Source organism: Paraburkholderia aromaticivorans (genome assembly GCF_012689525.1).
Classification (GTDB): Bacteria; Pseudomonadota; Gammaproteobacteria; order Burkholderiales; family Burkholderiaceae; genus Paraburkholderia; species Paraburkholderia aromaticivorans_A.
The window spans coordinates 2,327,307-2,350,752 of sequence record NZ_CP051515.1; the positions used below are offsets into that span (position 1 = coordinate 2,327,307).

21 protein-coding genes are annotated in these 23,446 nt (G+C 61.7%); 6 read left to right on the top strand and 15 right to left on the bottom strand.

Annotated features, from left to right (window positions below; genetic code table 11):
* Window positions 1-2 precede the first annotated feature (2 nt).
* The 11 genes from HF916_RS22260 to HF916_RS22310 form a co-directional block, all read right to left on the bottom strand.
* A complete protein-coding gene (locus HF916_RS22260; protein ID WP_168790966.1) occupies window positions 3-878 on the bottom strand; it encodes an intradiol ring-cleavage dioxygenase in 876 nt (291 codons plus the stop codon).
* On the bottom strand, window positions 875-1,966 hold the full coding sequence (locus HF916_RS22265; protein WP_240975464.1) for a branched-chain amino acid ABC transporter permease: 1,092 nt from the start codon (window positions 1,964-1,966) through the stop codon (window positions 875-877). Before HF916_RS22265 ends, HF916_RS22260 begins: the two co-directional genes overlap by 4 nt.
* Before the next feature lie 10 nt (window positions 1,967-1,976).
* Window positions 1,977-2,843 carry a branched-chain amino acid ABC transporter permease gene (locus tag HF916_RS22270; protein WP_116121178.1) on the bottom strand — a complete coding sequence of 289 codons (867 nt, stop codon included), beginning with the start codon at window positions 2,841-2,843 and terminating at the stop codon, window positions 1,977-1,979.
* The gene (locus HF916_RS22275; protein WP_168790967.1) at window positions 2,840-3,550 is read right to left on the bottom strand and encodes an ABC transporter ATP-binding protein; all 711 of its coding nucleotides are present in this window, start codon (window positions 3,548-3,550) and stop codon (window positions 2,840-2,842) included. Before HF916_RS22275 ends, HF916_RS22270 begins: the two co-directional genes overlap by 4 nt.
* 2 nt (window positions 3,551-3,552) lie before the next feature.
* Window positions 3,553-4,275: an ABC transporter ATP-binding protein gene (locus tag HF916_RS22280; RefSeq protein ID WP_168790968.1), complete on the bottom strand. Its 723-nt coding sequence runs from the start codon at window positions 4,273-4,275 to the stop codon at window positions 3,553-3,555.
* 20 nt (window positions 4,276-4,295) lie between these two features.
* Complete coding sequence (locus HF916_RS22285) at window positions 4,296-5,597, bottom strand: ABC transporter substrate-binding protein (protein WP_168790969.1); 1,302 nt, start codon at window positions 5,595-5,597, stop codon at window positions 4,296-4,298.
* Between the two features lie 41 nt (window positions 5,598-5,638).
* Window positions 5,639-6,697 carry a maleylacetate reductase gene (locus HF916_RS22290; RefSeq protein ID WP_168790970.1) on the bottom strand — a complete coding sequence of 353 codons (1,059 nt, stop codon included), beginning with the start codon at window positions 6,695-6,697 and terminating at the stop codon, window positions 5,639-5,641.
* 6 nt (window positions 6,698-6,703) lie between these two features.
* The gene (locus HF916_RS22295; protein ID WP_168790971.1) at window positions 6,704-8,167 is read right to left on the bottom strand and encodes an aldehyde dehydrogenase family protein; all 1,464 of its coding nucleotides are present in this window, start codon (window positions 8,165-8,167) and stop codon (window positions 6,704-6,706) included.
* A gap of 94 nt (window positions 8,168-8,261) precedes the next feature.
* The gene (locus HF916_RS22300) at window positions 8,262-9,257 is read right to left on the bottom strand and encodes a hydroxyquinol 1,2-dioxygenase (protein ID WP_168790972.1); all 996 of its coding nucleotides are present in this window, start codon (window positions 9,255-9,257) and stop codon (window positions 8,262-8,264) included.
* 35 nt (window positions 9,258-9,292) lie between these two features.
* Window positions 9,293-9,784 (bottom strand): hydroxyquinol 1,2-dioxygenase, encoded by a 492-nt coding sequence (locus tag HF916_RS22305; RefSeq protein WP_106301548.1) that lies wholly within the window; start codon window positions 9,782-9,784, stop codon window positions 9,293-9,295.
* A 164-nt stretch (window positions 9,785-9,948) separates the two neighbouring features.
* Window positions 9,949-10,914, bottom strand: coding sequence for a LysR family transcriptional regulator (locus HF916_RS22310; protein ID WP_168790973.1), 966 nt, complete (start codon window positions 10,912-10,914; stop codon window positions 9,949-9,951).
* Between the two features lie 317 nt (window positions 10,915-11,231).
* Between HF916_RS22310 and HF916_RS22315 the strand changes: the two genes are divergently transcribed.
* The 4 genes from HF916_RS22315 (at window position 11,232) to HF916_RS22330 (ending at window position 17,355) form a co-directional block, all read left to right on the top strand.
* A complete protein-coding gene (locus HF916_RS22315; RefSeq protein WP_240975466.1) occupies window positions 11,232-12,872 on the top strand; it encodes an MFS transporter in 1,641 nt (546 codons plus the stop codon).
* 426 nt (window positions 12,873-13,298) lie between these two features.
* Entirely contained in the window at window positions 13,299-14,585 is a 1,287-nt protein-coding gene (locus HF916_RS22320) for a c-type cytochrome (protein WP_168790974.1), read from the top strand.
* The gene (locus HF916_RS22325; RefSeq protein ID WP_168790975.1) at window positions 14,582-15,094 is read left to right on the top strand and encodes a (2Fe-2S)-binding protein; all 513 of its coding nucleotides are present in this window, start codon (window positions 14,582-14,584) and stop codon (window positions 15,092-15,094) included. The genes HF916_RS22320 and HF916_RS22325 overlap by 4 nt, the downstream gene beginning before the upstream one ends.
* The gene (locus tag HF916_RS22330; RefSeq protein ID WP_168790976.1) at window positions 15,091-17,355 is read left to right on the top strand and encodes a xanthine dehydrogenase family protein molybdopterin-binding subunit; all 2,265 of its coding nucleotides are present in this window, start codon (window positions 15,091-15,093) and stop codon (window positions 17,353-17,355) included. The genes HF916_RS22325 and HF916_RS22330 overlap by 4 nt, the downstream gene beginning before the upstream one ends.
* A 35-nt stretch (window positions 17,356-17,390) precedes the next feature.
* Here the strand turns inward: HF916_RS22330 and HF916_RS22335 are convergent, their stop codons facing one another.
* Entirely contained in the window at window positions 17,391-18,323 is a 933-nt protein-coding gene (locus HF916_RS22335; protein ID WP_168790977.1) for a LysR family transcriptional regulator, read from the bottom strand.
* A gap of 119 nt (window positions 18,324-18,442) precedes the next feature.
* Here HF916_RS22335 and HF916_RS22340 point away from each other — a divergent pair, with 119 nt between their 5' ends.
* Both HF916_RS22340 and HF916_RS22345 read left to right on the top strand, forming a co-directional pair.
* Entirely contained in the window at window positions 18,443-19,096 is a 654-nt protein-coding gene (locus HF916_RS22340; RefSeq protein WP_168790978.1) for a DsbA family oxidoreductase, read from the top strand.
* Between the two features lie 94 nt (window positions 19,097-19,190).
* Window positions 19,191-20,456 carry an MFS transporter gene (locus tag HF916_RS22345; RefSeq protein ID WP_168790979.1) on the top strand — a complete coding sequence of 422 codons (1,266 nt, stop codon included), beginning with the start codon at window positions 19,191-19,193 and terminating at the stop codon, window positions 20,454-20,456.
* A 313-nt stretch (window positions 20,457-20,769) separates the two neighbouring features.
* On the opposite strand, the gene HF916_RS22350 is transcribed toward HF916_RS22345, so the two are convergent.
* The 3 genes from HF916_RS22350 to HF916_RS22360 form a co-directional block, all read right to left on the bottom strand.
* Window positions 20,770-21,126, bottom strand: coding sequence for a BON domain-containing protein (locus tag HF916_RS22350; protein WP_206001840.1), 357 nt, complete (start codon window positions 21,124-21,126; stop codon window positions 20,770-20,772).
* A 257-nt stretch (window positions 21,127-21,383) separates the two neighbouring features.
* Entirely contained in the window at window positions 21,384-22,451 is a 1,068-nt protein-coding gene (locus tag HF916_RS22355; protein ID WP_168790981.1) for a porin, read from the bottom strand.
* Window positions 22,452-22,638: 187 nt separating this feature from the next.
* Window positions 22,639-23,430, bottom strand: a complete 792-nt coding sequence (locus tag HF916_RS22360) for an alpha/beta fold hydrolase (protein ID WP_168790982.1) — start codon at window positions 23,428-23,430, stop codon at window positions 22,639-22,641.
* Window positions 23,431-23,446: the final 16 nt, after the last annotated feature.

Here is a 23,446-nt window from a genome sequence, read left to right on the forward strand (position 1 = left end):
CCTCATGCGTGATGAGCGGACAGCACGAAGTCGCGCTGCACTTCGAAGAACGGGCTCGGCAGTGCCCACTCTTTTGCAGCGGCCGCGTCGTGGTTCGGCACGTAGTCGATCACGAGCGACGGCTTCGAGCCGAACACCGCGTCGGAGTGAACGTAGGGATCGCCGTCGGAGTAAAGCGCTGTTGTCAGCGTCTCGTAGCCCGGCGCTACGATCAGGAAATGGATATGGGCTGGCCGCATCGGATGACGCCCGGTCGCCATCAGCATCCGACCGACCGGGCCGTCGGTCGGAATGGGATAGCTGGTCGGTTTGATGGTCCTGAATGCGTATTCGCCGTTCGGCCCCGAGAGGAATTTACCGCGCAGGTTGCTCTCGGGCTGATCGGGATCCTGGCCTTCATACATGCCGTTGTTCGCGGTTTCCCACACCTCGATCAACGCACCGGCCACCGGCGCGCCGCGTTCGTCGACGAGATGGCCATGAATCAGCGTCGGCTCGCCTTCCGTACGCGCGATGTTGGCGCCGAATTCTTCTTCCTTCGCGCCTTCGCGATAGAACGGGCCGAGCAGGCTGCTCTCGGTGGTGACGCCGCCGGGCCCATGATTGATCGCATCGACCATGATCGACAGGCCGAGCGTGTCCGATAGCAGGATGAACTCCTGGCGGATGCCTTTGCACATCTTGCCGGTGGCTGTCAGAAACTCGATGCCTCGAAGCCATTCGTCGCCGGTCAGTTCAACTTCGCTGGCGAAAGCATGGAGGTGTGTGACCAGCGCGGTCATGATCTGCTTGAGGCGTGGATCGGTGCAATCGGCAAACGTGTCGAGCACGTTCTGAGTTAACGGGTGGATGGTTTTATCGTTCATGGTTGGCCTCATACACGGTGTGCCGCCGAGCCCGCGTCGAGCGAATCGGACGCGCCGTCCGGCGAGCGTTGTTGAGAGGGACCGGCGTCGCGGAATACGACGCGCCGGCCCACGGGGAACAATTGCAGGCCGTAGCGGTGCGAGACGAAGCCCCACAGTCCTTGCGGAAAGAACAGGGTCACGACGATCGCCAGTGCGCCGAGGCCGATCAGATACCAGGTGCCGAAATCGGACAAGAACTGGTTCAAAAGGAAGAAGATCAGCGCGCCGATGATCGGCCCTTCGAGCGTGCCGAGTCCGCCGATCATCACGATGAAAATACCGAACGCGCTCCAGTTCACCGAGAACGCGGCGTCGGGCGAAATGCGCAGGTTGCCGATGAAGTACAGGCCGCCCGCCAATGCGGTGCCGCACGCTGACACCAGATAGACGATCAGGCGTGCGCGCTTCACGTCCACGCCCTGGCTGCTGGCCGCCACCGCGTTGTCGCGCATCGCGGTCAGCGCGAGGCCGGCTTTCGAGCGCAGAAACAGATACAGCAGGCCGATCGCCGCCGCGACGATGGCCAGCGCCAGCCACAGCGTCAGCGATTCGCGCAACGCACGTGGCACGTCCTGCAATGCGGTGAGACTCGTGCCCGAGCCGCCGCCGAGCACCGAGACGTTTGCCACCGTCAGCCGGAACACTTCAGCGATCACCCAGGTGCCGATCGCGAAGTAGCCGCCTTCGAGCCGGAACGCCACGATCGACACCGGGATCGCCACCACCGTCGCAATCACCGCAGCAATCGGCACCGCGATGAACGGCGAGATGCCGCAGTAGTTGGCGAGAATCAGCATCCCGTATCCGCCGATGCCGAAAAACGCCTGCTGTCCGATCGACACCATCCCGCCATAACCCGCCAGCAGGTTCCACATCAACGCGAATACCAGATAGGACGCCAACTGCACGAAGTCGCGCATGGCGTCACGTCCTGCCCACCATGGCGCGCTCGCCACCGCCAGCGCGACGATCAGCAGCACGATCACCGCCACGCGGCTCGCACGCGTCGCGCGCCGCACCTCGAAGCCCGCTGCGGGCTGGTTCAATTGCATGGTCATGTCGAAGCCTCTATGCGGTTTTGGGCAGCAAGCCCTGCGGCCGCGCCACCAGCACGCCGAGAAACACCACGTGGCCGAGCCAGATGCCCCAACCGGGGTCGAAGTAAAAGCCCACCTGCTGCGCGATGCCGAGCGCCATGCCGCCGACGAAGGTGCCCCAGAACGACCCCATGCCGCCGATGATCACCGCCTCGAACGCATACAGCAGCAGCGCCGGACCATCGGTCGGCGACACTGCCGTGCGCATCGAGTACAGCGCCGCGGCCACCGCGATCAGCACGAAGGCGATGCCCATCGCCAGCGCGTAGGTGCGGCGATACGAGACACCCATCAGCTGCACGATTTCGCGATCATCCGAGGTGGCGCGAAACGCACGGCCGAGCGGCGTGCGGCCGAACAGCCACTGCATCGCGAAGGCGAGCGCCACCGTCGCTACCAGCGTGACGAGCGGCAAATAGCCGAGCGTGATGCCGCCCGCGAGCGTGATGCTGCGCGACTCGAAACTGCCGGTGGCAATGGAACGTGGATCGGCGGAAAAGATCTGCTGCAACACGTTCTGAATCACGATCGACAGACCGAACGTGACGATCAGCGACGGCAACGGATCGCGGCTGCTGACGCGGTTCAGAAGCGCGAACTGCACGCCATAGCCCGCACCGAACGCGATCACGAGCAACAGCACCAGCGCGACGGCGAGCGGCAGATGGGCGAAGCTCGTCAACGCGAACAGCACGAACACCAGCAGCACGATGAAGTCGCCATGCGCGGTATTGGTGAGACGCATCACGCCGAACACGAGTGACTGGCCCATCGCGAAGAGCCCGTAGAGCGCGCCCAACAGCACGCCCTGCACGACGATATTGATGAACGTGTTCATGCGGCCACTCCAAAATACGCCTGCGTGATCGCCTCGTCCGACACCTCAGACGAGACGCCCGTCAACGACACGCGCCCTTCCTGCAAGCAATAAAACCGCGCCGACACGCGGCGCGCCAGTTGCACGTCCTGTTCGACGACGATCGCGCTCATGCCATGCGCGACAATCTCGGGCAACGCCGCATAGATTTCTCGGACGATCACCGGCGCGAGCCCGAGCGAGAGTTCGTCGCACATCAGCAGATCGGGGTTGCTCATCAGCGCGCGGCCGATCGCGACCATCTGCTGTTGACCGCCCGACAACGCGGTGGCCGCGTGGTGACGGCGCGCCTGCAACGCCGGGAACAGCGCATAGACGCTTTGCAGGTTCCAGCGCCCCGGCCGCTTGCTGAACGCACCGAGCAACAGGTTCTCTTCGACGGTCAAACTCGCGAACAGACGCCGCCCTTCCGGCACCAGCGCAATGCCCTTGCCGACGATGCTCGCTGCCGCTGCCCCGCCGATCGGCTCGCCGCGATACAGAATCTGCTCGGCAGTGCGCGGACGCAGCAGGCCCGCCACCGATTTCAGAAAGGTCGATTTACCCGCGCCGTTCGAGCCGATCAGCGCGATCACTTCGCCCGGCGCGACCGTCACGTCGATGCCGAACAGCGCCTGGAAATCGCCGTAAAACGCGCTCAGCGCGCGAGTCTCCAATAGTGCCGACATGGTCACGCCTCCAGTCCGAGATACACGCGCCGCACTTCGGGGTCGTCCATCACGGCGGCGGGCAAGCCCTCCGCGAGCCGCTTGCCGAAGTTGATGACCAGCAGACGGTCGGCCACCGCGAGCAGCGCATGCACGACATGTTCGATCCACACGATCGTCACACCACGCTCCTTGACGCGGCGAATCTCGTCGACGAGTGCGTGCGTTTCGGGTTCGGTGAGACCGCCGGCGATCTCGTCGAGCAGCAGCAGTTGCGGCTGCGTGGCGAGCGCGCGAGCCAGTTCGAGCCGCTTGCGGTCGAGCAGTCCCAGCGTGCCGGCCAACTGGTTGGCACGGGCCTTGAGGCCGGTGCGTTCGAGCACGTCGACGCACACGTCATAGGCGGCGTGGCCGGTCAGTTCGCCGCCAAAAGTCGCGCCGACCAGCAGGTTTTCGAACACGGTCATGCCGCCGAACGGCCGCGGCACCTGATACGAGCGGCCGATTCCCGCTGCGCAACGGCGATGCGGTGGCAAGTGGTTCACATCCTTGCCGTCGAATTCGACGCTGCCCTGATCGGGCCGCACGTCGCCGCTGACGAGGTTGAACAGCGTCGTCTTGCCGGCGCCGTTCGGGCCGAGAATGCCGTAGGTTTCGCCACGTTCGACCGCGAAGCTGATGTCGTCGGTCACCTGCAGCGCGCCGTATCGCTTCGACACGCCGGTGAGTCTGAGCACTGGGTTCATCGCTGCTCTCCGCTTCGAATTCAGGCAATCAACTTGAGGGGGCCGGACAGCGGCACGCTCGGCGCGAGCTGGTTATTGACGATGGCGAGATCGAAGGGATGCTTCTGCCCTGATCCCTGTGCCCTGCGCCACTGCCCGCCAGCAAGCGGCGTCTTCGCGACGTTCTTCACCGGGCCGTTGCCCCACGCGACATGGCCGACCAGCGTATCGAGCTTTGTCGACGCCACCGCGTCGCGGATGGCTTCGTTCGAGTCGATGTCTTTCGCGCGCTTCAACGAATCGACGGCGATTTCGAATAGCGCGTGGGCGAATCCGATTGGCTGGGTCCATTGCTTCGAGGTGACGCGCTCGTAGTCGTCGGCGACCTGGCGTGCGGTTTGCCCCGTCAGCGACGACTTGAACGGATGCGAAGGCGACCACCACACCTCGGTGGACAGTCCGTCGCCGAGATCGCCGAGCGCTTCGATCGAAGTCGGAAACAGCAGCGCCTTGCCGATCGAAATGACCTTGGGCTTCAAACCCTGCTGACGCGCCTGAACGAGAAAGTTCTTGGCATCGGGCGGAATCACGACGCCGGTGACGATCTGCGCATTCGACTGCTTGAACGACGAAATCTGCGCGGAGAAGTCCTGCGTCATGCTCTGGAAGCGGCCCGGATCCTTGAGCGTGAAACCCTTCTGCGCGAGTACGGGCGGAAAGCCTAGCTTGGCGTCGCCCCATGCGTTGCCGTCGCCGTCGTTGGGAAAGAGGCCGCCCACGCTGCGATTGGTTTGCACCGATTGCCACATGCCCGTATAGACGGTGATCACATCTTCCAGTCCCCAGAAGAAGTGATAAGTGAAGCGGAAACCCTTCTTCGGATCGCCCTTTCTGCCGAAGAACCACGGCTGCCACGGCACCACCGTCGACACGCACGGCATTTCGTTCAGCTCGCACGCGTCGCTCACCGGATTGGCCGTCTCCGGCGTGCCGGACACCAGCATGATGTCGACCTTGTCCTTGAGGATCAGGTCGTTGGCGACTTCGCCGGCGCGATTCGGATTCGACTGGCTGTCCTTGACGACGATCGATACCGGATACGTCTTGCCGCCGATCACGATGCCGTTTTTCAGCGCCGTCTGCATCTGCTGGATCGTGAAGCGATCCGCTTCGCCAAACGGCGCGAGCGGTCCGGTTTGCGGCGATACGTAGCCGATTTTCAGTGTGCGCGGACCGGCCGCGAAAACGAGCGGCGAAAACGCCGAGGTCGTGGCGGCGAGCGCGCCGCCTGCCGCGAGGCTGACAAAGCGGCGGCGTCTCGCATCGAAAGTAGGTGAGTCCATGGTTGTCTCCTGAATTTTTTTGTATGAGTAAGGTGGGCGCGCTAGTCGGGTCGTCGCCCGTCGAAGGCGGCTTCGAGCAAGGCACGCAGCGGTATTCGCTCGACCGGCCGCGGATTCCAGTACGGGTTTTTCAACGCGAGATCGAGTGCGAGATCGAGATCAGTAGCGGTTAGGCCGATGTCTTTCAGCGCCGTCGGTGCTCCGTGATCGCGTGCGAGATCGAAGACGGCTTGCGCGGCATCGTCGGCGTGCAATGCGTGGGCGATTCGCTTCATCGCCTCGGGCGCGGCCGCACGGTTGTAGGCGAGCACATGCGGCAACACGATGGTGTGCGTCTCGGCATGCGGCAGATTGAAGGTGCCGCCGAGCGTATGGCACAGCTTGTGATGCAAGGCCATGCCGACACTGCCGAGCACCGCGCCGCATAGCCAGGCGCCGTACAGGCAATCGCCGCGCGCTGCGAGATCGCCGGGTTCCCGCATCACGCGAGGCAGACCCTGGCCAAGCGCGCGGATGCCTTCTTCCGCCATCAGGCTGATGATCGGATTCGCGTCCTGTGCGTAGAGCCCTTCCGCCGCGTGGGCTATCGCGTTGATCCCGCTCGTCAGCGACAACGCGGGCGGCAGCGACGTCGTCAATGCCGCGTCGTAGATCACCGTCTTCGGTAACACACGCAGATCGCGGCCGGTCTTTTTGACGCCGCCCTCGGTTAGGCCGTAGATCGGCGTCATCTCGGAACCTGCATACGTGGTCGGAATCGCGATGATCGGCAGCGAGGTTTCCAGCGCGATCGCCTTGCCTAGTCCTGTCGTCGAACCGCCGCCTATCGCGATCGCGCAATCGGCGCCGACACTTGTTGCGAAGTCGCGTGCCGCGCGAGCGGTTTCGACCGGCACATGCATCACGGCTTCCGCGTAGATGCCCGCCGCCAGCGAGCCGAGACTTGCCGCGAGCGTTTCGGCCTGCGCGCGCTGTTGCGGCGTGGACAGCACGATCGCCCGCTTGGCGCCGAGCAAGCCGATCTCGCGATCGATCTGCTCAAGACTGCCCGCGCCGAAGATCACGCGTGACGGCAAGCCGTTATAGATGAACGGTTCCATGGCGGGTCAGCGCGGGTAGTAAGGCGGGATCTGCGCATCCACGTTGACCCAGACCGACTTGGGCTGCGTGTATTCGCGCATCGCTTCAAAACCCATTTCGCGGCCGTAGCCGCTTGCGCCGACGCCACCGAATGGCGACGCGGGGCTCACGCGCTTGTAGCAGTTGATCCACACCATGCCGGCGCGAATCTCGCGTGCTACAAGGTGCGCGCGTTGAAGATCGCGAGTCCAGAGACCCGCGCCGAGACCGTATTCGGTGCCGTTCGCGATTGCGAGTGCTTCTTCGTCGGTGCGGAATGTCGTGACCGTCATGAACGGACCGAACACTTCTTCTTGCGAGACCCGATGCTCCGGCTTCGCTTCGACGATAGTCGGCTCCACATAGCAACCGTTAGCCAGTGCGGCATCGTCCGGCGCTTTGCCGCCTGCCAGCACGCGGCCACCCTGTTCGCGAGCGATATCGACAAACGAGAGCACGCGGTCGCGGTGCTGACGCGAGGTGAGCGGTCCCATCTCGGTCGACGGATCGAGCGGGTCGCCGATTTTGATCGTGCGGCTCAATGCGGCGAACTTTTCGAGCACTTCGTCGGCGATCGATTCATGCACGATCATCCGCGAGCCGGCGATGCACGCCTGCCCCTGGTTGTGGAAGATCGCGAACGCCGAGCCTTGCACCACGGCATCGATATTGGCGTCGCCGAATACGATGTTCGCGCCCTTGCCGCCGAGTTCGAGCTGCACCTTCTTCAGATTGCCGCTCGACGCCTGCACGATCTTGCGGCCCACCGCAGTCGAGCCGGTGAAGGCGACCTTGCTGATTTCCGGATGCTCGGCAATGTACTGGCCCGTCACATGACCCAAGCCCGGCAGAATGTTGACGACGCCTTCCGGAAAACCCACTTCGGCCATCAGTTCGGCAATCGCCAGACTCGACAGCGGCGTCAGCTCGGCGGGCTTCATGATCACGCAGTTGCCCGCGGCCAGCGCCGGCGCCATCTTCCAGCTCGTGAACATCAGCGGGAAATTCCACGGCACCACTTGCCCGACAATGCCGACCGGCTCGCGCGTCATATAGTTCAGAAAGCCCTGCTCGACCGGAATCACCGAACCTTCGAACTTGTCGGCCATGCCGCCGAAATAGCGGAACGTGGCCGCCGTGCGCGGCACGTCGAGGTTGCGTGTATCGCGGATCGGGTGGCCGGTGTCGAGCGATTCGAGGCGCGCGAGTTTATCGGCATTCGCTTCGATCGCGTCGGCCAGTTTGAGAAGCAGGCGCCCGCGCTCCGCTGCGGCGAGGTTGCTCCACTTCGGAAACGCCGCCTTCGCCGCCGCGACGGCGCGATCGACATCGGCCGGGCCCGCCATCGCGACGTCGGCGATCACCGAGTTGTCGTGCGGATTGAGGGAGGCGAGCGTTTCGCCGTTTGCAGCCGGCACGAAGCGGCCACCGATGAAGAGTTGCGTTTGCATGTCAGTCCTGTGCAAGTAAAACTGGACGCGACTTTCCCCGCGGCGCCAGCGGACTGGCGCCGTTCGATCGACGATCAGGGGGAATGCCGGTGAGTTACATCTGGATCGGATACGGCGGCAGTTCACCGCTTTCGTAGCGCTTGGGCAGATCGGGCGTGGCGTTCTCCCACACGAGCAGCATCGAACGCTTCTGCGAGTAGCCTTTGTGACGAATGTCGGCCGGCATCGCGGCGATATCGCCCGCGTTCATCGTGATGCGTGCGCGCGGCTCGCCGCTGTCCTTGTCGGCGACGTCCCAGATGATCTGGTCGGACAGTTGCAGGAACCACTCGACGCGGTCGTTGCCATGAAACACCGGCAGCACGAATTCCTCGGTGGTCGGGCAGAACAGACTCTGCTGGCACACCGACGTGACCGATGGATTCCAGGTCACGTCCGAACGCGACAGGTATTTGAAGAGGCTGAACGCGTGCAGTGCGCCTTCAAAACCCGGCTCCGCGTGAATTTCCGGTTCGTCCTGGCCGACGTCGGCAAACTGGCGATTGACCGGCAGATCGTCGCGCAACGGCGAGTCGCCTTCGATGCCCGGCATGCGTTTGGTGGCAATTCGCGTGCGCTCGATTGCGGCAATGTTGTCGCCGTGTTTCGTGCCGAAGGCGGAGCCGGTTTCTTCCGGTGCGGCGAACGGGTCGAAGCCTTCGTTGACCCAGTCCTTCAGGATCGCCTTGAAGGTCGCCATGATGAGCGGCGTATCGAACTGCTGCATATGATCGACGCCCGCTTCCTTGAAGCTCGCGTTATACGCGCCGGCGTACATGTCGACCTTGCCGTAGTGATTGCGCGTGCCGATCACTTCGTCGAAGTTGACCCAACCGTAGAAGAAGCCCCACGCGACGTCGCGCATCATCGCGCGCAGGAAATCGTCGGCGTGCATCTGGTGCGAAAGGATCTGGCCTTTGGCCGGCCATCTGACGGTGGCGAAGTAAGCATCGCGGCTGAATTCGAAATCGCCGAGGCAGAAGGTGCGATAACCGGTGACCGCGTCGGCCTCGCTCGCGGTGACGTTTTGCAGGGTGCTGAGTTTGTCCATGATGAACTCCGGATGGATCGATCGTGTAGAGGGATTCAGTGGATGCAGATGTCGGCCCACTTCTCGACCGAATAGCGTCCGAGGATCGTCTGCACGAGCAGCACGCCTTTAGTCTTCGCTTCGAAGCGATACGCGGCGCCGGCGGGCAGCAGTGCCTGATGGCCGCGACGCAGCCGCACATGACCCATCGACTGGCCCGACGGCTGGCCTTCGAGGCGCACGCTGCCTTCGGTCTGTGCGTCGACCAGCGGGCCGTCCGAGGGCTTGATGAAATAGATGTCGATCTCGCCGTCGAGTACCACCGCGAATTCATCGTGCGACGCAGCAAACCACGGCGACGAACCTTCCGCGCGCAGCGTCTCGATCACGTACTTGAGGTTTTTGCCGACGACGACTTTCTCGTAGGGCTCAGCGCGGCTCGCCACGTCGAACACATTCGACATCGCGTAATGCTCCGGTTTGCCCTTGATGATTTCGATGGAGCCTTTCCGAAAGTTGTCCAGGCTGCCGAACCAGGTTTGTTGCATGTCTGCCTCCAGTTGATCCACGAATGCGTTGCTTGCATCGAAGATTAAGCGGCGACAGGCGCTACAGCAATGCTCTGAGGGTCGGGAAACGCGAACCTTGGGTGCTCCAAAATCGCGCCAGGGAAACTACCTGGTGGCGAACCCTGACCGGCCTCGAATGGGCCTCAGCTGTCGGACAGTTCCTCGCCGACGCTTTTCGTTTCGTCGTCCGGCGGCGCAATGCCGAGCGCCCTATCCCACTGCGGCTCACGCAGATAGCGCGCGCGCAGGAAGTCGACGAAGGCCTTGACCTTGGTGGTCGAGCGATGCGAGGCAGGATACACCGCCGACAGCCACAGTGGCGGCGCCGCGTACTCAGGCAGCACGCGCTCGAGCCGATGTTCGAGCAGATCGGCGGCGGCGACCATGGTGGGCAGATAGACGACGCCCGCGCCGGCCCTCGCGAATTCGAGCAGCAGGTGCACGCTATTGGTTTTGAGCACCGGATTCAGCGCGATCTCGAAGCACTCGTTGCCACGCATCAGCGGCCACTTGTCGCCCCACGGGTAATACGAATAGCGGGCGAAATCGTGGCGCAGCAAATCGAGTGGTGTCTCGATCAGCGGCTCCTCCTTCAGATAGCCGGGCGCGGCACAGAGCACGCCACGCACGGGAAAGAGACGCCGCTCGACCAGCAGGTTCGACGCCGGCGGATAGATTTGCAACGCCAGATCGAAACCTTCCTGAACCGGATCGATAACCCGGTCGTTGACGGTCACGACGAATTCCACGCGTGGGTATGCGGCGCGGAATTCGATCAGCGTCTGCGAAAAATGGCCGAGCGCGAAGCCCGGCAGGACGTGAATATTGAGCGTGCCCGCGAGCGCCTGCGGATCGCCGCGCGAGCGCCCGGACAGATCGTGGACCTTGGTGACCAGTTCGGCGCACTCGCGGTAGTAGGTCTCGCCGAGTTCCGACAGGCGCACCGCCCGGGTCGAGCGATGAAAGAGCGGCACGCCGAAATGATCTTCGAGCTGCTTGACGCGCGAGGTCACCACCGATTTGGCGACGCCCATCTGGCGCGCCGCGCCGGCGAAGCTCTGCGCTTCCGCCGCGCGGACGAACGCTTCCATCGACATGAATAGATCCATGCTGTCTCCTGTGTCGATCGGAGTTAGCGCTTTAGCGCTTACTCTGATCCCATGCAAAGCTGTCGATCGGAGTTAGCGCTTTAGCTTACTCTGATCCCATGCACCCGCATTGGCCGTGGCGAGCGGTCCGTGGTCCGCCGCGGGACTGCTGTCGTTTTCAGGCAATGCCGGCGTCCAGCGTATTCCGGGTCGAGCCGGCATCATCCGGTCTGTACCGAGATCCTATCGCGAATTCGGCGGCTTCATTTTCTACGGCCCCCACGCTCAGTGGTTTCGTCCAAAGCGAATCCCCCTCCCTCCAGCACCCAGAATTTTTATTGCTTCTGTATGATACGGATTCCTACTTACACCCAAGCGCGGCTCAAGTGATGAATTCCCCTATCATTCCGGGCGTTGCAAACAACCCCGCTTCGACCGCCGCGCGCACGCCTCCCCAATCTTCAACTGCTCGCCCGTTCCCCGCGATCGCCGCCGTGCTGCTCGGCGCGATGATTTCCACGCTGACATCCCGCATCACATCGCTTGGGCTCGCCGATATCCGCGGTGCGCTCGGCGTCGGATTCGATGAAGGTGCGTGGATCAATACCGCCTTCACCGCCTCGCAAATGTTCATCGGACCTATCGCGGTGTGGGCTGCCTTCGTCCTCGGAACCAGGCGGATATTACTAGCCGGCGCGGTCGTCTTTATGGCCGCCGAAACACTTCTGCCCCTCAGCACTAACTTTGCGTGCTTCATCTTTTTCCAGGCACTCGCAGGGCTTGCGTCCGGCGTGTTCGTGCCGATTACCGTCGGCTTCATTGTCCGTAGCCTTCCACCCAAGCTTATTCCTTTTGGCATTGCGGCGTACGCGATGAACCTGGAAATGTCGCTGAACATCTCCGCCACGCTCGAAGGATGGTATAGCGAACATCTCAGTTGGCACTGGTTGTTCTGGCAAAACGCGGCGCTCACCATCCCCTTCATCCTCTGCCTGCTCATGTCGGTGCCGAACGAAGCAATCCGGCAAACTCCGGCGCGCAGCGACCATACCGGCATGCTGCTCGGTGCCAGTGGCTTCGTTTGCCTGTTCGTCGCGCTGGACCAGGGTGAACGTCTGTTCTGGTTTCAATCGCTGTTCATCACCGGCATGTTTTACGTCGGTGCCGTATTGCTGGCAGCCTTTGTACTACGTGAACTGGTGACGGAAGCGCCCGGTATTGCCCTTTCATACCTGCTGAAGCCTAACGTCGCGCTGCTGGTGGTGCTGGTCGGATTGATCCGCTTCACCGTTCTGAACACAAGCTTCATTCCATCCATTTTTCTTGCCAGCGTCCACGGCTTGCGGCCGCTCGAGGTCGGCAATACCCTTCGCTGGGTGGCCGTTCCGCAAATCCTGTTCGCTCCGTGCGTGGCGTTCATGCTTCTCCACCTCGACGCACGCCGCGTCATCGCGATTGGCTTTGCTACAGTCGCCGTCGCCTTCGGGCTCGGCACGCAACTCACACCCGACTGGGCAGAAGGCAACTTCATTCCGTCGCAGTTGCTGCAGGCGCTCGGTCAGACAATGGCACTCACTTCGATCATCTACTTCTTTGCCAAACACGTCACCGCCGAACACGCGCTGACTTTCGGTGCGGTTGTGCAAACCACCCGCCTCTTCAGCGGCCAACTGGGCACGACGTCCATCGCGGTGACCCAGCGCGTGATGGAGCAGATCCACTCGAACCTGCTGGGCCTGCATGTCAATCTGTTCAGCAGCGAAACGCTGGAACGGCTGACCGCACAGAGCTCGCTATTCGGCGTGAGCTTGGACGGCAATACCGCTGGTGTGCCGGCCGGTGCGATCGCCCTTCTGGATCGCGCCGTTCGCGTTCAGGCAACGACCCTTTCACTCGCCGACAATTATCGGCTCGCGGCAGCCTGCGCATTGTGTGGCATTGCGTTGACGCTGCTGCTACGACGGGCACCCGCGCCTTGAACCCATCTGCAACGGGTTGAAACCGAACTACCCGATGCTACCGCCTCACGACAGCAAATACATTGCACGTCGCTGAATTTATCTTAAGCAGACGAGGTGTCGAGGTCATGCTACGGAGCGCCGCTTCAGGCCACGCCGCGGACTGGCCCTACGCGAGAGCAACGGAATTAAGCTTTATTAAGGCCTCCATCAGGACATTTAGCTAAGGCCTCGATATGCTTTGTCCAATCGCCATGACGCGAAAGCGTAAGAGCGAAAGCCTCGTCAGGGGACGTCGTGTTAACTGTAAAAGCTGGCTCGATCTCCATCTTAATTTATCGATCGAACATTTATAGTACAATCAAAATAGCACGCGCACATTCGTGCGTTTGAGCGTCGGGCATCCCTGACGACATCGAAAGGATTCTTTTTGCGGAAGGTGCTGCGATGACTCGCAAGCCGATTATTCTCGCGGCCATTGCCGCTGTTGTCGTGGCGTGCGCCGTTGCGGCCGGCATCATGTGGGAGCCCAGCATCGCTGAGGTGCACCCCCCTGCTGCTTCCTCATTCGACCGCCAACTCAAACTCGACGGCGCCCGCGTCGTGGCGCTCGGCGACTGCGCGGTGTGCCACACCGCCAAGGGTGGAAAGCCGTTTGCCGGCGGCTTGCCGCTTGCCACGCCATTCGGGACGATCTACGCGACCAACATCACGCCGGACCCTGAAACGGGCATCGGCGCGTGGTCGCAGAATGCCTTTGCACGCGCGCTGCGCCATGGCATCGCACGCGACGGCCACGCGCTGTACCCTGCCTTTCCGTACATCCACTTCACCCGAATGTCGGACCACGACATCGCGGCGGCCTATGCGTACTTAATGAGCCGCGATCCGGTCAACGCGACCACGCCCGACAACAAGCTGATCTTCCCACTCAATTTCAGGCCCTTGGTGGCGTTCTGGAATGTGCTGTTCCTGCGGCCCGGCGAGCGCGCGGCGGACGCATCGCAGAGCGCCGAATGGAACCGGGGTCATTTGCTGGTGGACGGATTGGGACACTGCGCCGCCTGCCATTCTCCGTTGAACGCCATCGGCGGTGAGAAATCCGGTCAGGCGTTCGACGGCGGCCAGGTCGATGGCTGGGAGGCACCGCCCCTCAACCAGTTGGGCGATGCCGTGAAGCCGTGGACCAGGGAACAGTTGGTGACGTACCTGAGGACCGGCCGCGCGAGCGAGCACGGCGCCGCTGCCGGCCCCATGTTGCCGGTCACGCGTGACCTGGGCACGGTGCCGCAAGAAGACGTCGAAGCCATCGCCACCTATCTTCTTTCGATTCAGAAACCGGCCGTGGCGACCGTCGTGAAGACAGCGTCCGAGTCCATGCAAGATGCCCAGTCAGCGAGCGCCCAGCGCGGCGCGATCCTGTTCAACGGCTCGTGCGCATCCTGTCACGGCAGCGGCTCGCCGATGCAAACCATCGGCACGCGGCCCGGTCTTGCCTTCAGCACTGCGGTCAACGCCGCCACCCCGCGCAATGCGATCCAGATGATGACCGGCGGCGTGCCTTGGCACGGCGAGGATGCAATGAACTACATGCCGCCGTTCGACGATGTATTCAGCGACGATCAACTCGCCGATCTGGCGACCTATCTACGCTCGAGCTACTCGACGCGCGTTCGATGGGACGCGGTCAAAGACACCGTATCAAAGGTGAGAAAGGAGAATGAGACGCGATGATCCAGCTCTCAGTGAATGGCGTGCAGCACGCCCTAGACATCGATCCCTCGACGCCATTGCTCTACGCGCTGCGCAATGACTTGCAGCTGCACGGGGCCAAGTTCGGCTGCGGCCTCGGACAATGCGGCGCATGCACAGTAATCGTGGGTGATCGCGCGGTATTTTCCTGCCTGTTGCCCGTATCGGCGATTGGCAATCGCGCGGTTCGAACCATCGAAAGCCTGGGCACGATCGAACAGCCGGGCGCCTTACAAAAGGCCTTTGTTGAACACCAGGCTGCGCAATGTGGCTACTGTATCGCAGGCATGATCATGCGCGCCCAGGCGCTGCTCGACCGTACGCCGCATCCTACCGAAGCGCAACTGCGCGAGCACATGGAACCGAACCTGTGCCGTTGCGGCACCCACATGCGCATTCTGGCGGCGATCCGGCAAGTGGCCGGACTGCCCGAAAGCGGTGGTGCCGATGCCTCGACCGCTGCGGCATCGGGAAAAGGAGCGACGCAATGAGCGCACACGACGATCACGTCGACGAAGGACGCCGCCGCTTCATGCTGTCCGGCACCCTCGTGGTCGGTTTCAGCCTGGTTCCCGGTGTGAGCGCACTCGCCCAGGAAGTCATTGCCGACGAAGGCAAAGCCGTGCAGATCGGCAAACAAACCGAAGCGCTCGCCGGCAGCCTGAAGACCAATCCGTTGCTCGACGCGTGGATAAAAATTTCGTCCAACGGCAAGGTGACGGTCTTCACCGGCAAGGTGGAACTCGGCACGGGCGTACGCACGGCCTTACTGCAAGTGGCCGCGGAAGAGCTGAATATGGCGCCGTCGCTGATCACGTTCCTCACCGCCGACACGGGCCTCTCGCCGGACGAGGGTTTGACTGCCGGCAGCCATACCATCGCCGACAGTGGCACCGCGCTGCTCAATGCCGCTGCCCAGGTGCGCGGCATTCTGGTCGATGCGGCCGCGCAACGTCTCGGTGTCGAAAGCGCGACGCTGGTCGTCAAAGACGCGGTGATCGCCGCGCCGGACGGGCGCCGCGTGACCTATGGCGAGGCCGTGCAAACTGTCGACCTGCATCGGATGGCGACCCCCACTTCGCCGCTAAAAGATCCGCGCACTTTCAAGGTGATCGGCACGTCGCTGCCGCGTCTGGACATTCCAGGCAAGCTCACGGGCGGTGCGAGCTATGTGCAGGACATGCATCTGCCCAACATGGTTCACGCGCGCGCGGTGTTGCCGCCGGCCTATCAGGCTAACCTGCTAAACACGAATGAAGCCGAGGTCATGAAAATGCCCGGCGTAGTCAAGGTCGTCAGAAACGGCAACATGCTGGCCGTAGTCGCAAGAGGCGAATGGCAAGCGGTCCTCGCGCAAAGGGCCCTCTCGGCCGGCAGCAAATGGAGCGCCGGTCGCCCACTGCCTGACCCCAACACCGTTCACAGCGAACTCAAGAAAATCGCCACGCAACAGATCGAGATCGCCAATGCTCATTCGCCCACGGCGCCGCCGGTCAAGACGCTGAGCGCGACTTATATGAAGCGCTATCTGTTGCATGGCTCGATCGGCCCGTCATGCTCGGTCGCCACGTTCGAGAACGACACACTGACGGTATGGACGCACTCGCAAGGCGTCTATCCATTGCGCGACGGGTTGGCGGAAATGCTCTCGTTGCCAAAGGAAAAGATCCGTTGCATCCACACTGAAGGCTCTGGCTGCTATGGGCACAATGGCGCCGACGACGCGGCCGCGCATGCAGCGCTGATCGCGATGGCGTTGCCCGGACAACCGGTTCGGGTGCAATGGATGCGTGACCAGGAGCATACGTGGGACCATTTCACGCCCGCGATGGTCACCGAGGTCAGCGCATCGCTCGACGCGCAAAACAATATCGTCAACTGGGACTACGCGCTGTGGAGCAGCTCTCATAACGAACGGATCGTCAACGCAGGCCGGCTGATGCCGGCCACCCTGCTGGCCAAGCCCTTCGTATCCGCGCCCTCCACGCCGATGGTGCAGCCCGAGGGCGGCGGCGATCGCAATGCAATCCCGCTCTACACGCTGCCGAACCTGCACGTCATGAACAACTTCTCGCCGACGATGCCACTGCCCACATCGGCCATGCGTTCGTTAGGCGCCCATACCAACGTGTTTGCGATTGAAAGCTTCATGGATGAGCTGGCGTTTGCCGCGCGGATGGATCCTGTCGAGTTTCGTCTGAAACACCTTCAGGATGCGCGTGCGCAGGATGTGATCCGGCTCGCGGCGAAGCAATTCGGCTGGCCGAGACCGGCGCGTCAAGCCGGGCGTGGCGTCGGATTTGCGTTTGGCAAGTACAAGAACCTGATGGCGTACGTCGCGATTGCGGTCGAGCTTTCCGTCGAACGCGAAACCGGCATGGTGCGTGTCGAGCACGCCGTCGCCGCGGTCGATTGTGGTCAGATCGTCAATCCGGACGGTGTCCGCAACCAGATCGAAGGCGGCATCATCCAGTCTTCGAGCTGGACACTGTACGAAGAACTGCAATTCGATACGAAGCAGATCCGAAGTTTTGACTGGAGCAGCTATCCGATCATGCGCTTCCCGGCAGTACCGGCGAGCGTGAAGGTGCACTTGATCGACCGGCCCGGCATGCCGTTTCTAGGCAGCGCCGAAGCCTCGATGGGGCCAACTGCGGGTGCGCTCGCCAATGCGTTATTCGATGCAACCGGCAAGCGTCTGCGTCAGATGCCCTTGGGTGGCGACAACTTGCGCAAGCAGATCGAGGTTTGATCGACATGACAAAGTCTCTTTGACTGCGCACCGACTCAGCCCTCCAGCGAAGTGTGGAGCCGGGCTTCGAGAAACTGAACGAGGGCCCGCACTTTGCTGGAGTGGCGGCGATTAGGCAGGTACGCCGCGTAGACGATTGCATCGCCGCTATGAGGACTCGCGTCGAAGTTCTCGAAGAGGCGCATCAGGCGTCCCGCGCGAATCTCGGCGGCGACCAGCCACTCGGGCAGCAACGCGATGCCGCGTCCCGCAAGCACGGCCTCGAGCAGGATGTCGAGACTGTTCGACAACAAATGGCCGCGCACTTCGACGCGAGCCTCAGTGTGTTGCCCTGTGGCCTCGCGGCGGAAGGTCCAGATCTGGCGAGTCCGATAGCCGCCGCCGTACGCCACGCGCAGGCACTCGTGTGTATCGAGCGCTTGCGGCATTGGCGGCGTGCCGCCGCGTTCGAGGTAGTCGTGGCTGGCCACCACGTAGCGTGGATTGTCCGCGAGCTTTCTGACGATCAGATTGGCGTCGCGGTTGGGCAGGCCGATTCGTATCGCAACGTCGATTCTGTCGAGCGCGAGATCGGCAAAGTGATCGGCGACGACAACATCGAGAAACACACGGGGGTTGTCGGACAGGAAGGCCGCGAGATGCGGACCGAGCCGTAACCTGCTGTATGTCGACGGCACAGCGATGCGCAGCGCGCCGACCGGCGACGCGCCGCTGTCGAATACGCTCTCGTCCGCTTCGGCCAGATCGTCGAGCACCTTGCCGACCTGTTCGACGTACGCAATGCCGGCGTCCGTGAGACTGACCTTTCTCGGTGTCCGGGTCAGAAGCGCAGTACCCAATGAGGCTTCCAGCGAGTCCATCAAACGCGTAACCGATGAAGTGGCCACACCCAAACGCTGGGCGGCTTTCGAAAAGCCGCCGGCGTCAGCCACTTCCAGCAACGTATTCAGGGCGAGGAGCTTGTCCAATATATGGCCTCAACAATGGCTTGGTTGCGCCCGGCGCAATGTGGGATTGCATTTTAGCCCCATTCAGTAAATTTCTCGCAACGCCTATGCTGTGTGCGTTACCTAGTGAGGGACGCAACATGCAAGCCATTCAGGTCGAGGTCAATTACGACTTCATATGTCCGTGGTGCTGGATCGGTCAACGAAATCTTGCTGCGGCGCTCGCCGATTCCGGTGTCGGCGCGGCCGTTTCGATCCATTACGTGCCGTTCGAATTGAACCCGTCGATGCCGCCCGAAGGTGCGGACCGGCGTAGCTATCGAACGCAAAAATTCGGAAGCTGGGCCCGCTCGCAAAGCATGGACGCGCAGGTCGCTGCCGCCGGACTGAGCGCGGGCGTCCAGTTCAACTACGACAGGGTGCTACGCACGCCGAACACGCATCTCGCGCACCGTCTGATGCAGTTCGCTCAAGATCGTCGTGAGCCGCAGAAGACCGCGGCGCTCTATCAAGCCATCTATGCCGCCTATTTCTCGGAAGGCCGCGACATTGGTTCACTCGATACGTTGGTCGCCGTCGCCGCCGAACGCGCTTTCGATGCGGACCAGGTTCGTGCGTATCTGCTGAGCGCCTCGGGCAATCAGGAAGTCGAAGCGGCGCGCAACGAAGCGGACACGCTTGGCATTCAGGCGGTTCCGACCATCGTGGTTGCAGGCGAGTTCATCAGCGGTGCGCAACCGCCCGCTGTATTTGCCCATGCACTGCGTTCGGCCGCGCAACGGAACGCAGCGTGAGAGCGCCCGAAAACCACGCGCCGTCGTGATCGGCGGCTCGTTGAGCTCACATCCGAATCCACGTTCATCCATTTTCTGATTTCAGGGAGTTCTCATGTCAACCCAGTCGTCCACCACTGCCGGCAGCGCAAGTCCGGCAAAGATGACAAGCGGCCTGATCGCGCTGTTCGCTTTCTGTTGCGGTGCCATCGTCGCGAATCTCTACTACGCGCAACCGATTACCGAGCTGATAGCGCCGGCCATCCACATGTCCGGCGGCACCGCGAGCCTGATTGTTTCATTGACGCAGATCGGCTACGCATTCGGCCTGTTCTTTCTCGTCCCGCTGGGCGACTTGCTGGAGAACCGCAAGCTGATGATCACCACCGCACTGGTGTCGATCGTGAGCCTCGCCGCGGCGGCCTTCGCTCACCAGCCGGGTTGGTTCCTCGTGATCTCGCTGCTGGTCGGGTTCAGCTCAGTGGCCGTGCAAATTCTGATTCCGCTCGCTGCTCATCTCGCACCGGACGAAACGCGCGGCAAAGTGGTCGGTACCATCATGAGCGGACTGCTGCTCGGCATTCTGCTGTCACGGCCGATTTCCAGCATGGTTGCCGGGCATTTCGGCTGGCGCGCGGTGTTCGGCTCCGCCGCCGTCGTGATGACAATCGTCACCACCGTGCTCGCGCTGACCATTCCGCGCCGGCAGCCGGATCACAAGGCCACCTACTTCGAGTTGATCGGTTCGCTCGGCCACCTGGTCCGCACCATGCCGGTTCTGCGCCATCGGTCGTTGTATCAGGCGCTCATGTTCGCTTCGTTCAGCCTCTTCTGGACCGCGATCCCCATCGAGTTGATCCGGCATTTCGGGCTTTCGCAAACCGCCATCGCCATCTTCGCGCTGGTCGGTGCGATCGGCGCAACCTCGGCACCGGTCGCAGGCCGTCTGGCCGACGCAGGTCATACCGTGCGGGCGACCTTGATTGCGCTCGTCGTGGGTGCGCTCGCCTACACGCCTGCATTGATCCATCCGGCCTGGGGCGTAGCAGGGCTCGTCGCAACCGGCATCGTGCTCGATTTCGCCGTACAGATGAACATGGTGTTGGGACAACGGGAAATCTATGCGTTGCATGCCGCGAGCAGAAACCGTCTGAACGCGCTGTATATGACCAGCATTTTTGTAGGCGGTGCCTTCGGCTCCGCGCTCGCAAGCCCGCTGTATGAACACGGTGGCTGGCCGCTGGTCGCCGGCGTCGCCACCGCCTTCCCGCTGATTGCGCTAATTCACTATCTGGCGATTGGCCGCCCGCACGCCGCTCGCGAGTGCAAATCGGCCTCCCGCACCGGTCGAGTGCATCTTGACGAGTTGACTCCACGTTGACTTGTATCGAGTTCCACAGAAAGTTGATTCGGACGGAACAGTTGCAAAACGCGCCGGGTACCGACGTGGACAAGCCGCGACTTTTGATAATTTCGGACACGCTTAAATACACTCGTCGACGGTGGTCATGGCATGACGTTCAACGTATTTGCGCTACCTGTCACCGATGAGTTAGCCAGTAGCGCCGAGCGTGTGCCTGGTATCCAGTTTGTACAGGCGGAGGGTAGATTGAACAGTCAGACGCAGCAACTTGCCCGCGTCTGGAGGTGCGATTCGCAATCGGGGGGCGCGCCAGATCGCGACGCGCGTTCGACTACTGGGCGCCTTCCTCTTCCAACACAAGTCGATTATCGACCGACTGCACCTGAGGGACCCGCTTCGCGGCATCACCCGCGAGTTGGATCTGCGAGCTATCCGGCACCGTTCCAACCAAAGAAACGACACCGCCTTTAACCAGTACGGCGATATTGCTGGAAGTCAAACCTTTCGTCGCATAGAGCGCGTGGCGCACAGCCTTCGACAGTTGCCGGTTCTGTGCGCGGATTGCAGATTTGCTGGTGCTTGCAGTCGGTTGCGGCGCGTTGGCGTCGCTAGCGGTCTGGGCGAAAACCAGATCCGCGCTGAGTAACGCAATGAGGCCGCACGTCGCGGTAAAGGTGGAAAGTCGCATGATATTTCCCTGAAAGCGTTGACCACTAAAAGTGGCTCGCAGAAAATCTGTGCTTAACAGTGGCACAGACTGCGCATGAAATAGTGATAGGGATTCGGACCCCACACCAGTTAAATCTTATTAAATAATTTGGCTTTTTTCATTGATCTGCCCAATTTTATGAGTGCCCTCACATCTTTGCATTGTTATCCGCGTCGCAGAGCGGCACGAGGGCCCGTGTCGCCCCGTACCATTGCGCGCCAGTTTCCGACTCGCGCTCAAAAGAAATGGATCATGCCAGTAACGATCGAGCGCTGGTTGATGCCAGGGCTGGCCGGTGAAGTGCTTGAGATGCCAAGCGTACCTTGAGCGTTGTTTCTGGAAAGTCCCGCCTCCGTGTACAGATCCGTCGACTTCGACAGCAGGTAGTGAACGCCCAGTTTGAAGAAGGCACCATTGCGTTCGGAGTTCACCCGGTCGGCCAGATACGTATAGTCCGAAACAAGCCTGAACGCCGGCGTAATATCGTACCGGCCGCCGATCGAATAGTAGTCCTGGCTGCTTCCAGTTGCGGGATCCTGGAAGTTCTGGAAATTCAGACTGACCTTGAATACGCTACCTGTATAGGCCAGGAATACGGTGTAGGCCCGCGCCACTGTGTGATCGGTCAGCCCGGTCGGATCGTTGCCGGAGATATAGCCGGCGCTCGCGGAGACGGGCCCCAGCGCGTAGTACAGCGCAGCCGACACCTCCCGCTGGTTCTGAAAATCGCCCGCGGTCCCGCCAAAGCTGTTCAACACGCTGGCACTCAGGCCGTAGAACGTCGGTGTTTGATATTTGACCGAGTTGTTGGCCCACGTATATTGAAACCCGTTGAAGCCGGTGCGAGTCTGAAAGACCGTGTTTGCCACCGAGCCGAAATTCTCAAAGCCACTGGCATCCGTGCGATAGAGGACTTCGACGAACGGGGTGTAGTGACGGCCAAACGAGATCGTCCCGAAGTCATCTTTTCTCAGTCCCACCCAAGCGCCACGGTCGAACAGGAAACTGCCCGCCGAAGTGGGCTGCCCCGAGTTGGTGCTCTTCCCGGCACCCGGCAGGAAACCCGACTCCAGTCTGAACAGTGTCGCCATCCCGCCGCCCAGATCCTCCGTCCCTGAGAAGATCAGCCGGCTGACAACCAGATTCGCCTGGCCGTATGCCCACTGATTTTTATCAGTCGCGCCCACGCCGTTCGTGAAACTGATGCCGCCGTCGATGATCCCGCTCAAGGTGACACTCGATTGCGCGTGAGCTTCGCCCATCACAAGAGAAACGGCTAGAACAGCAAAAATCTTCTTGTACATTCATGGTCTCCAATGTTCTGCCAATCGCACAGTCCGACGACCGCTTAGATTCGCAATACTAATCATCATGACTTGGGCAGCGACCATCAAAAGAGCCGTCACCAGGTCGGTCGAACCGCTATTCCATGCGTCTTGTCCGACTTCGAAAACGTCCTCTTTGGTCCTGCAGATGGACTGGGAGACGTCGCTAACGCGCGTAGCGCATCAGGAAATCCCGCAGCGCCGGATTGACCCGCTCAGCGTGAGTCAAATTGGGGGTATGCCCTGCTTTGTCGACGAGGACAAAGCCCTTGCAATTCGGCAGTGCGGCGGCGATCGATTCGCCGCACAGCGGACTGATGGCGATATCGTCGCTACCGTGAAAAACAATGGTCGAGTGCGTGATTTCATGAAGTCGTGACGTAATGTCATCCCTTGAAATCAGTGCATTCACCGGATGCTCGAAGTGCTCGGAGCCAAGCCGAAGCCATTTTTCTATCCATGCCGGCGACGCCTCGTAGTTATCGCCGAGCAGGAACGCGGACAGATCCTGAGCGACGTGGGTGGCACCGTTTCTAGCCCACTCTCCCCTGAGATTTTCGAACGATTGTTGAACGGCCTCGGAGTCGATATCGCTGCGTGTCGATATCAGTGCGAGCGCGCGAAAACGGTCGGGTTCGAGCAGCGCTGCCCGCATCGAAAGAAAGCCGCCTTGCGACATGCCGACAAGAGATGCCGAAGCGATCTCCAGGTGATCGAGCAGCGCAATCAGGTCCCGTGCCGAGTCCCAATAGCTAAACGCATTGGTAGTCGGACCCGTTGCGCCAAACCCGCGTTGGTCCCAGACAATGCACCGGAATGCATTGCTGAGTTCGGCGATGTTCGGCTGAAACATCTCCCCGTCCATCAGAAAGCCGTGGCTGAAAACCACCACCGGCGCTCCGGCCGGGCCCGATTCTTCGTATGCGAAGCGGATTCCTTCGCGCTCAAAATACCGCATGCGTCTCCTCCTGATG

Excerpts from the sequence above, each read along its gene's own strand:
- HF916_RS22285 (WP_168790969.1), bottom strand. The coding sequence starts at position 5,597 with ATGGACTCACCTACTTTCGATGCGAGACGCCGCCGCTTTGTCAGCCTC.
- HF916_RS22300 (WP_168790972.1), bottom strand. The coding sequence starts at position 9,257 with ATGGACAAACTCAGCACCCTGCAAAACGTCACCGCGAGCGAGGCCGAC.
- HF916_RS22330 (WP_168790976.1), top strand. The coding sequence starts at position 15,091 with ATGAGCGCACACGACGATCACGTCGACGAAGGACGCCGCCGCTTCATG.
- HF916_RS22290 (WP_168790970.1), bottom strand. The coding sequence starts at position 6,697 with ATGGAACCGTTCATCTATAACGGCTTGCCGTCACGCGTGATCTTCGGC.
- HF916_RS22275 (WP_168790967.1), bottom strand. The coding sequence starts at position 3,550 with ATGTCGGCACTATTGGAGACTCGCGCGCTGAGCGCGTTTTACGGCGAT.
- HF916_RS22310 (WP_168790973.1), bottom strand. The coding sequence starts at position 10,914 with ATGGATCTATTCATGTCGATGGAAGCGTTCGTCCGCGCGGCGGAAGCG.
- HF916_RS22320 (WP_168790974.1), top strand. The coding sequence starts at position 13,299 with ATGACTCGCAAGCCGATTATTCTCGCGGCCATTGCCGCTGTTGTCGTG.
- HF916_RS22345 (WP_168790979.1), top strand. The coding sequence starts at position 19,191 with ATGTCAACCCAGTCGTCCACCACTGCCGGCAGCGCAAGTCCGGCAAAG.
- HF916_RS22270 (WP_116121178.1), bottom strand. The coding sequence starts at position 2,843 with ATGAACACGTTCATCAATATCGTCGTGCAGGGCGTGCTGTTGGGCGCG.
- HF916_RS22265 (WP_240975464.1), bottom strand. The coding sequence starts at position 1,966 with ATGACCATGCAATTGAACCAGCCCGCAGCGGGCTTCGAGGTGCGGCGC.
- HF916_RS22260 (WP_168790966.1), bottom strand. The coding sequence starts at position 878 with ATGAGGCCAACCATGAACGATAAAACCATCCACCCGTTAACTCAGAAC.
- HF916_RS22340 (WP_168790978.1), top strand. The coding sequence starts at position 18,443 with ATGCAAGCCATTCAGGTCGAGGTCAATTACGACTTCATATGTCCGTGG.
- HF916_RS22305 (WP_106301548.1), bottom strand. The coding sequence starts at position 9,784 with ATGCAACAAACCTGGTTCGGCAGCCTGGACAACTTTCGGAAAGGCTCC.
- HF916_RS22280 (WP_168790968.1), bottom strand. The coding sequence starts at position 4,275 with ATGAACCCAGTGCTCAGACTCACCGGCGTGTCGAAGCGATACGGCGCG.
- HF916_RS22295 (WP_168790971.1), bottom strand. The coding sequence starts at position 8,167 with ATGCAAACGCAACTCTTCATCGGTGGCCGCTTCGTGCCGGCTGCAAAC.
- HF916_RS22325 (WP_168790975.1), top strand. The coding sequence starts at position 14,582 with ATGATCCAGCTCTCAGTGAATGGCGTGCAGCACGCCCTAGACATCGAT.
- HF916_RS22355 (WP_168790981.1), bottom strand. The coding sequence starts at position 22,451 with ATGTACAAGAAGATTTTTGCTGTTCTAGCCGTTTCTCTTGTGATGGGC.
- HF916_RS22350 (WP_206001840.1), bottom strand. The coding sequence starts at position 21,126 with ATGCGACTTTCCACCTTTACCGCGACGTGCGGCCTCATTGCGTTACTC.
- HF916_RS22360 (WP_168790982.1), bottom strand. The coding sequence starts at position 23,430 with ATGCGGTATTTTGAGCGCGAAGGAATCCGCTTCGCATACGAAGAATCG.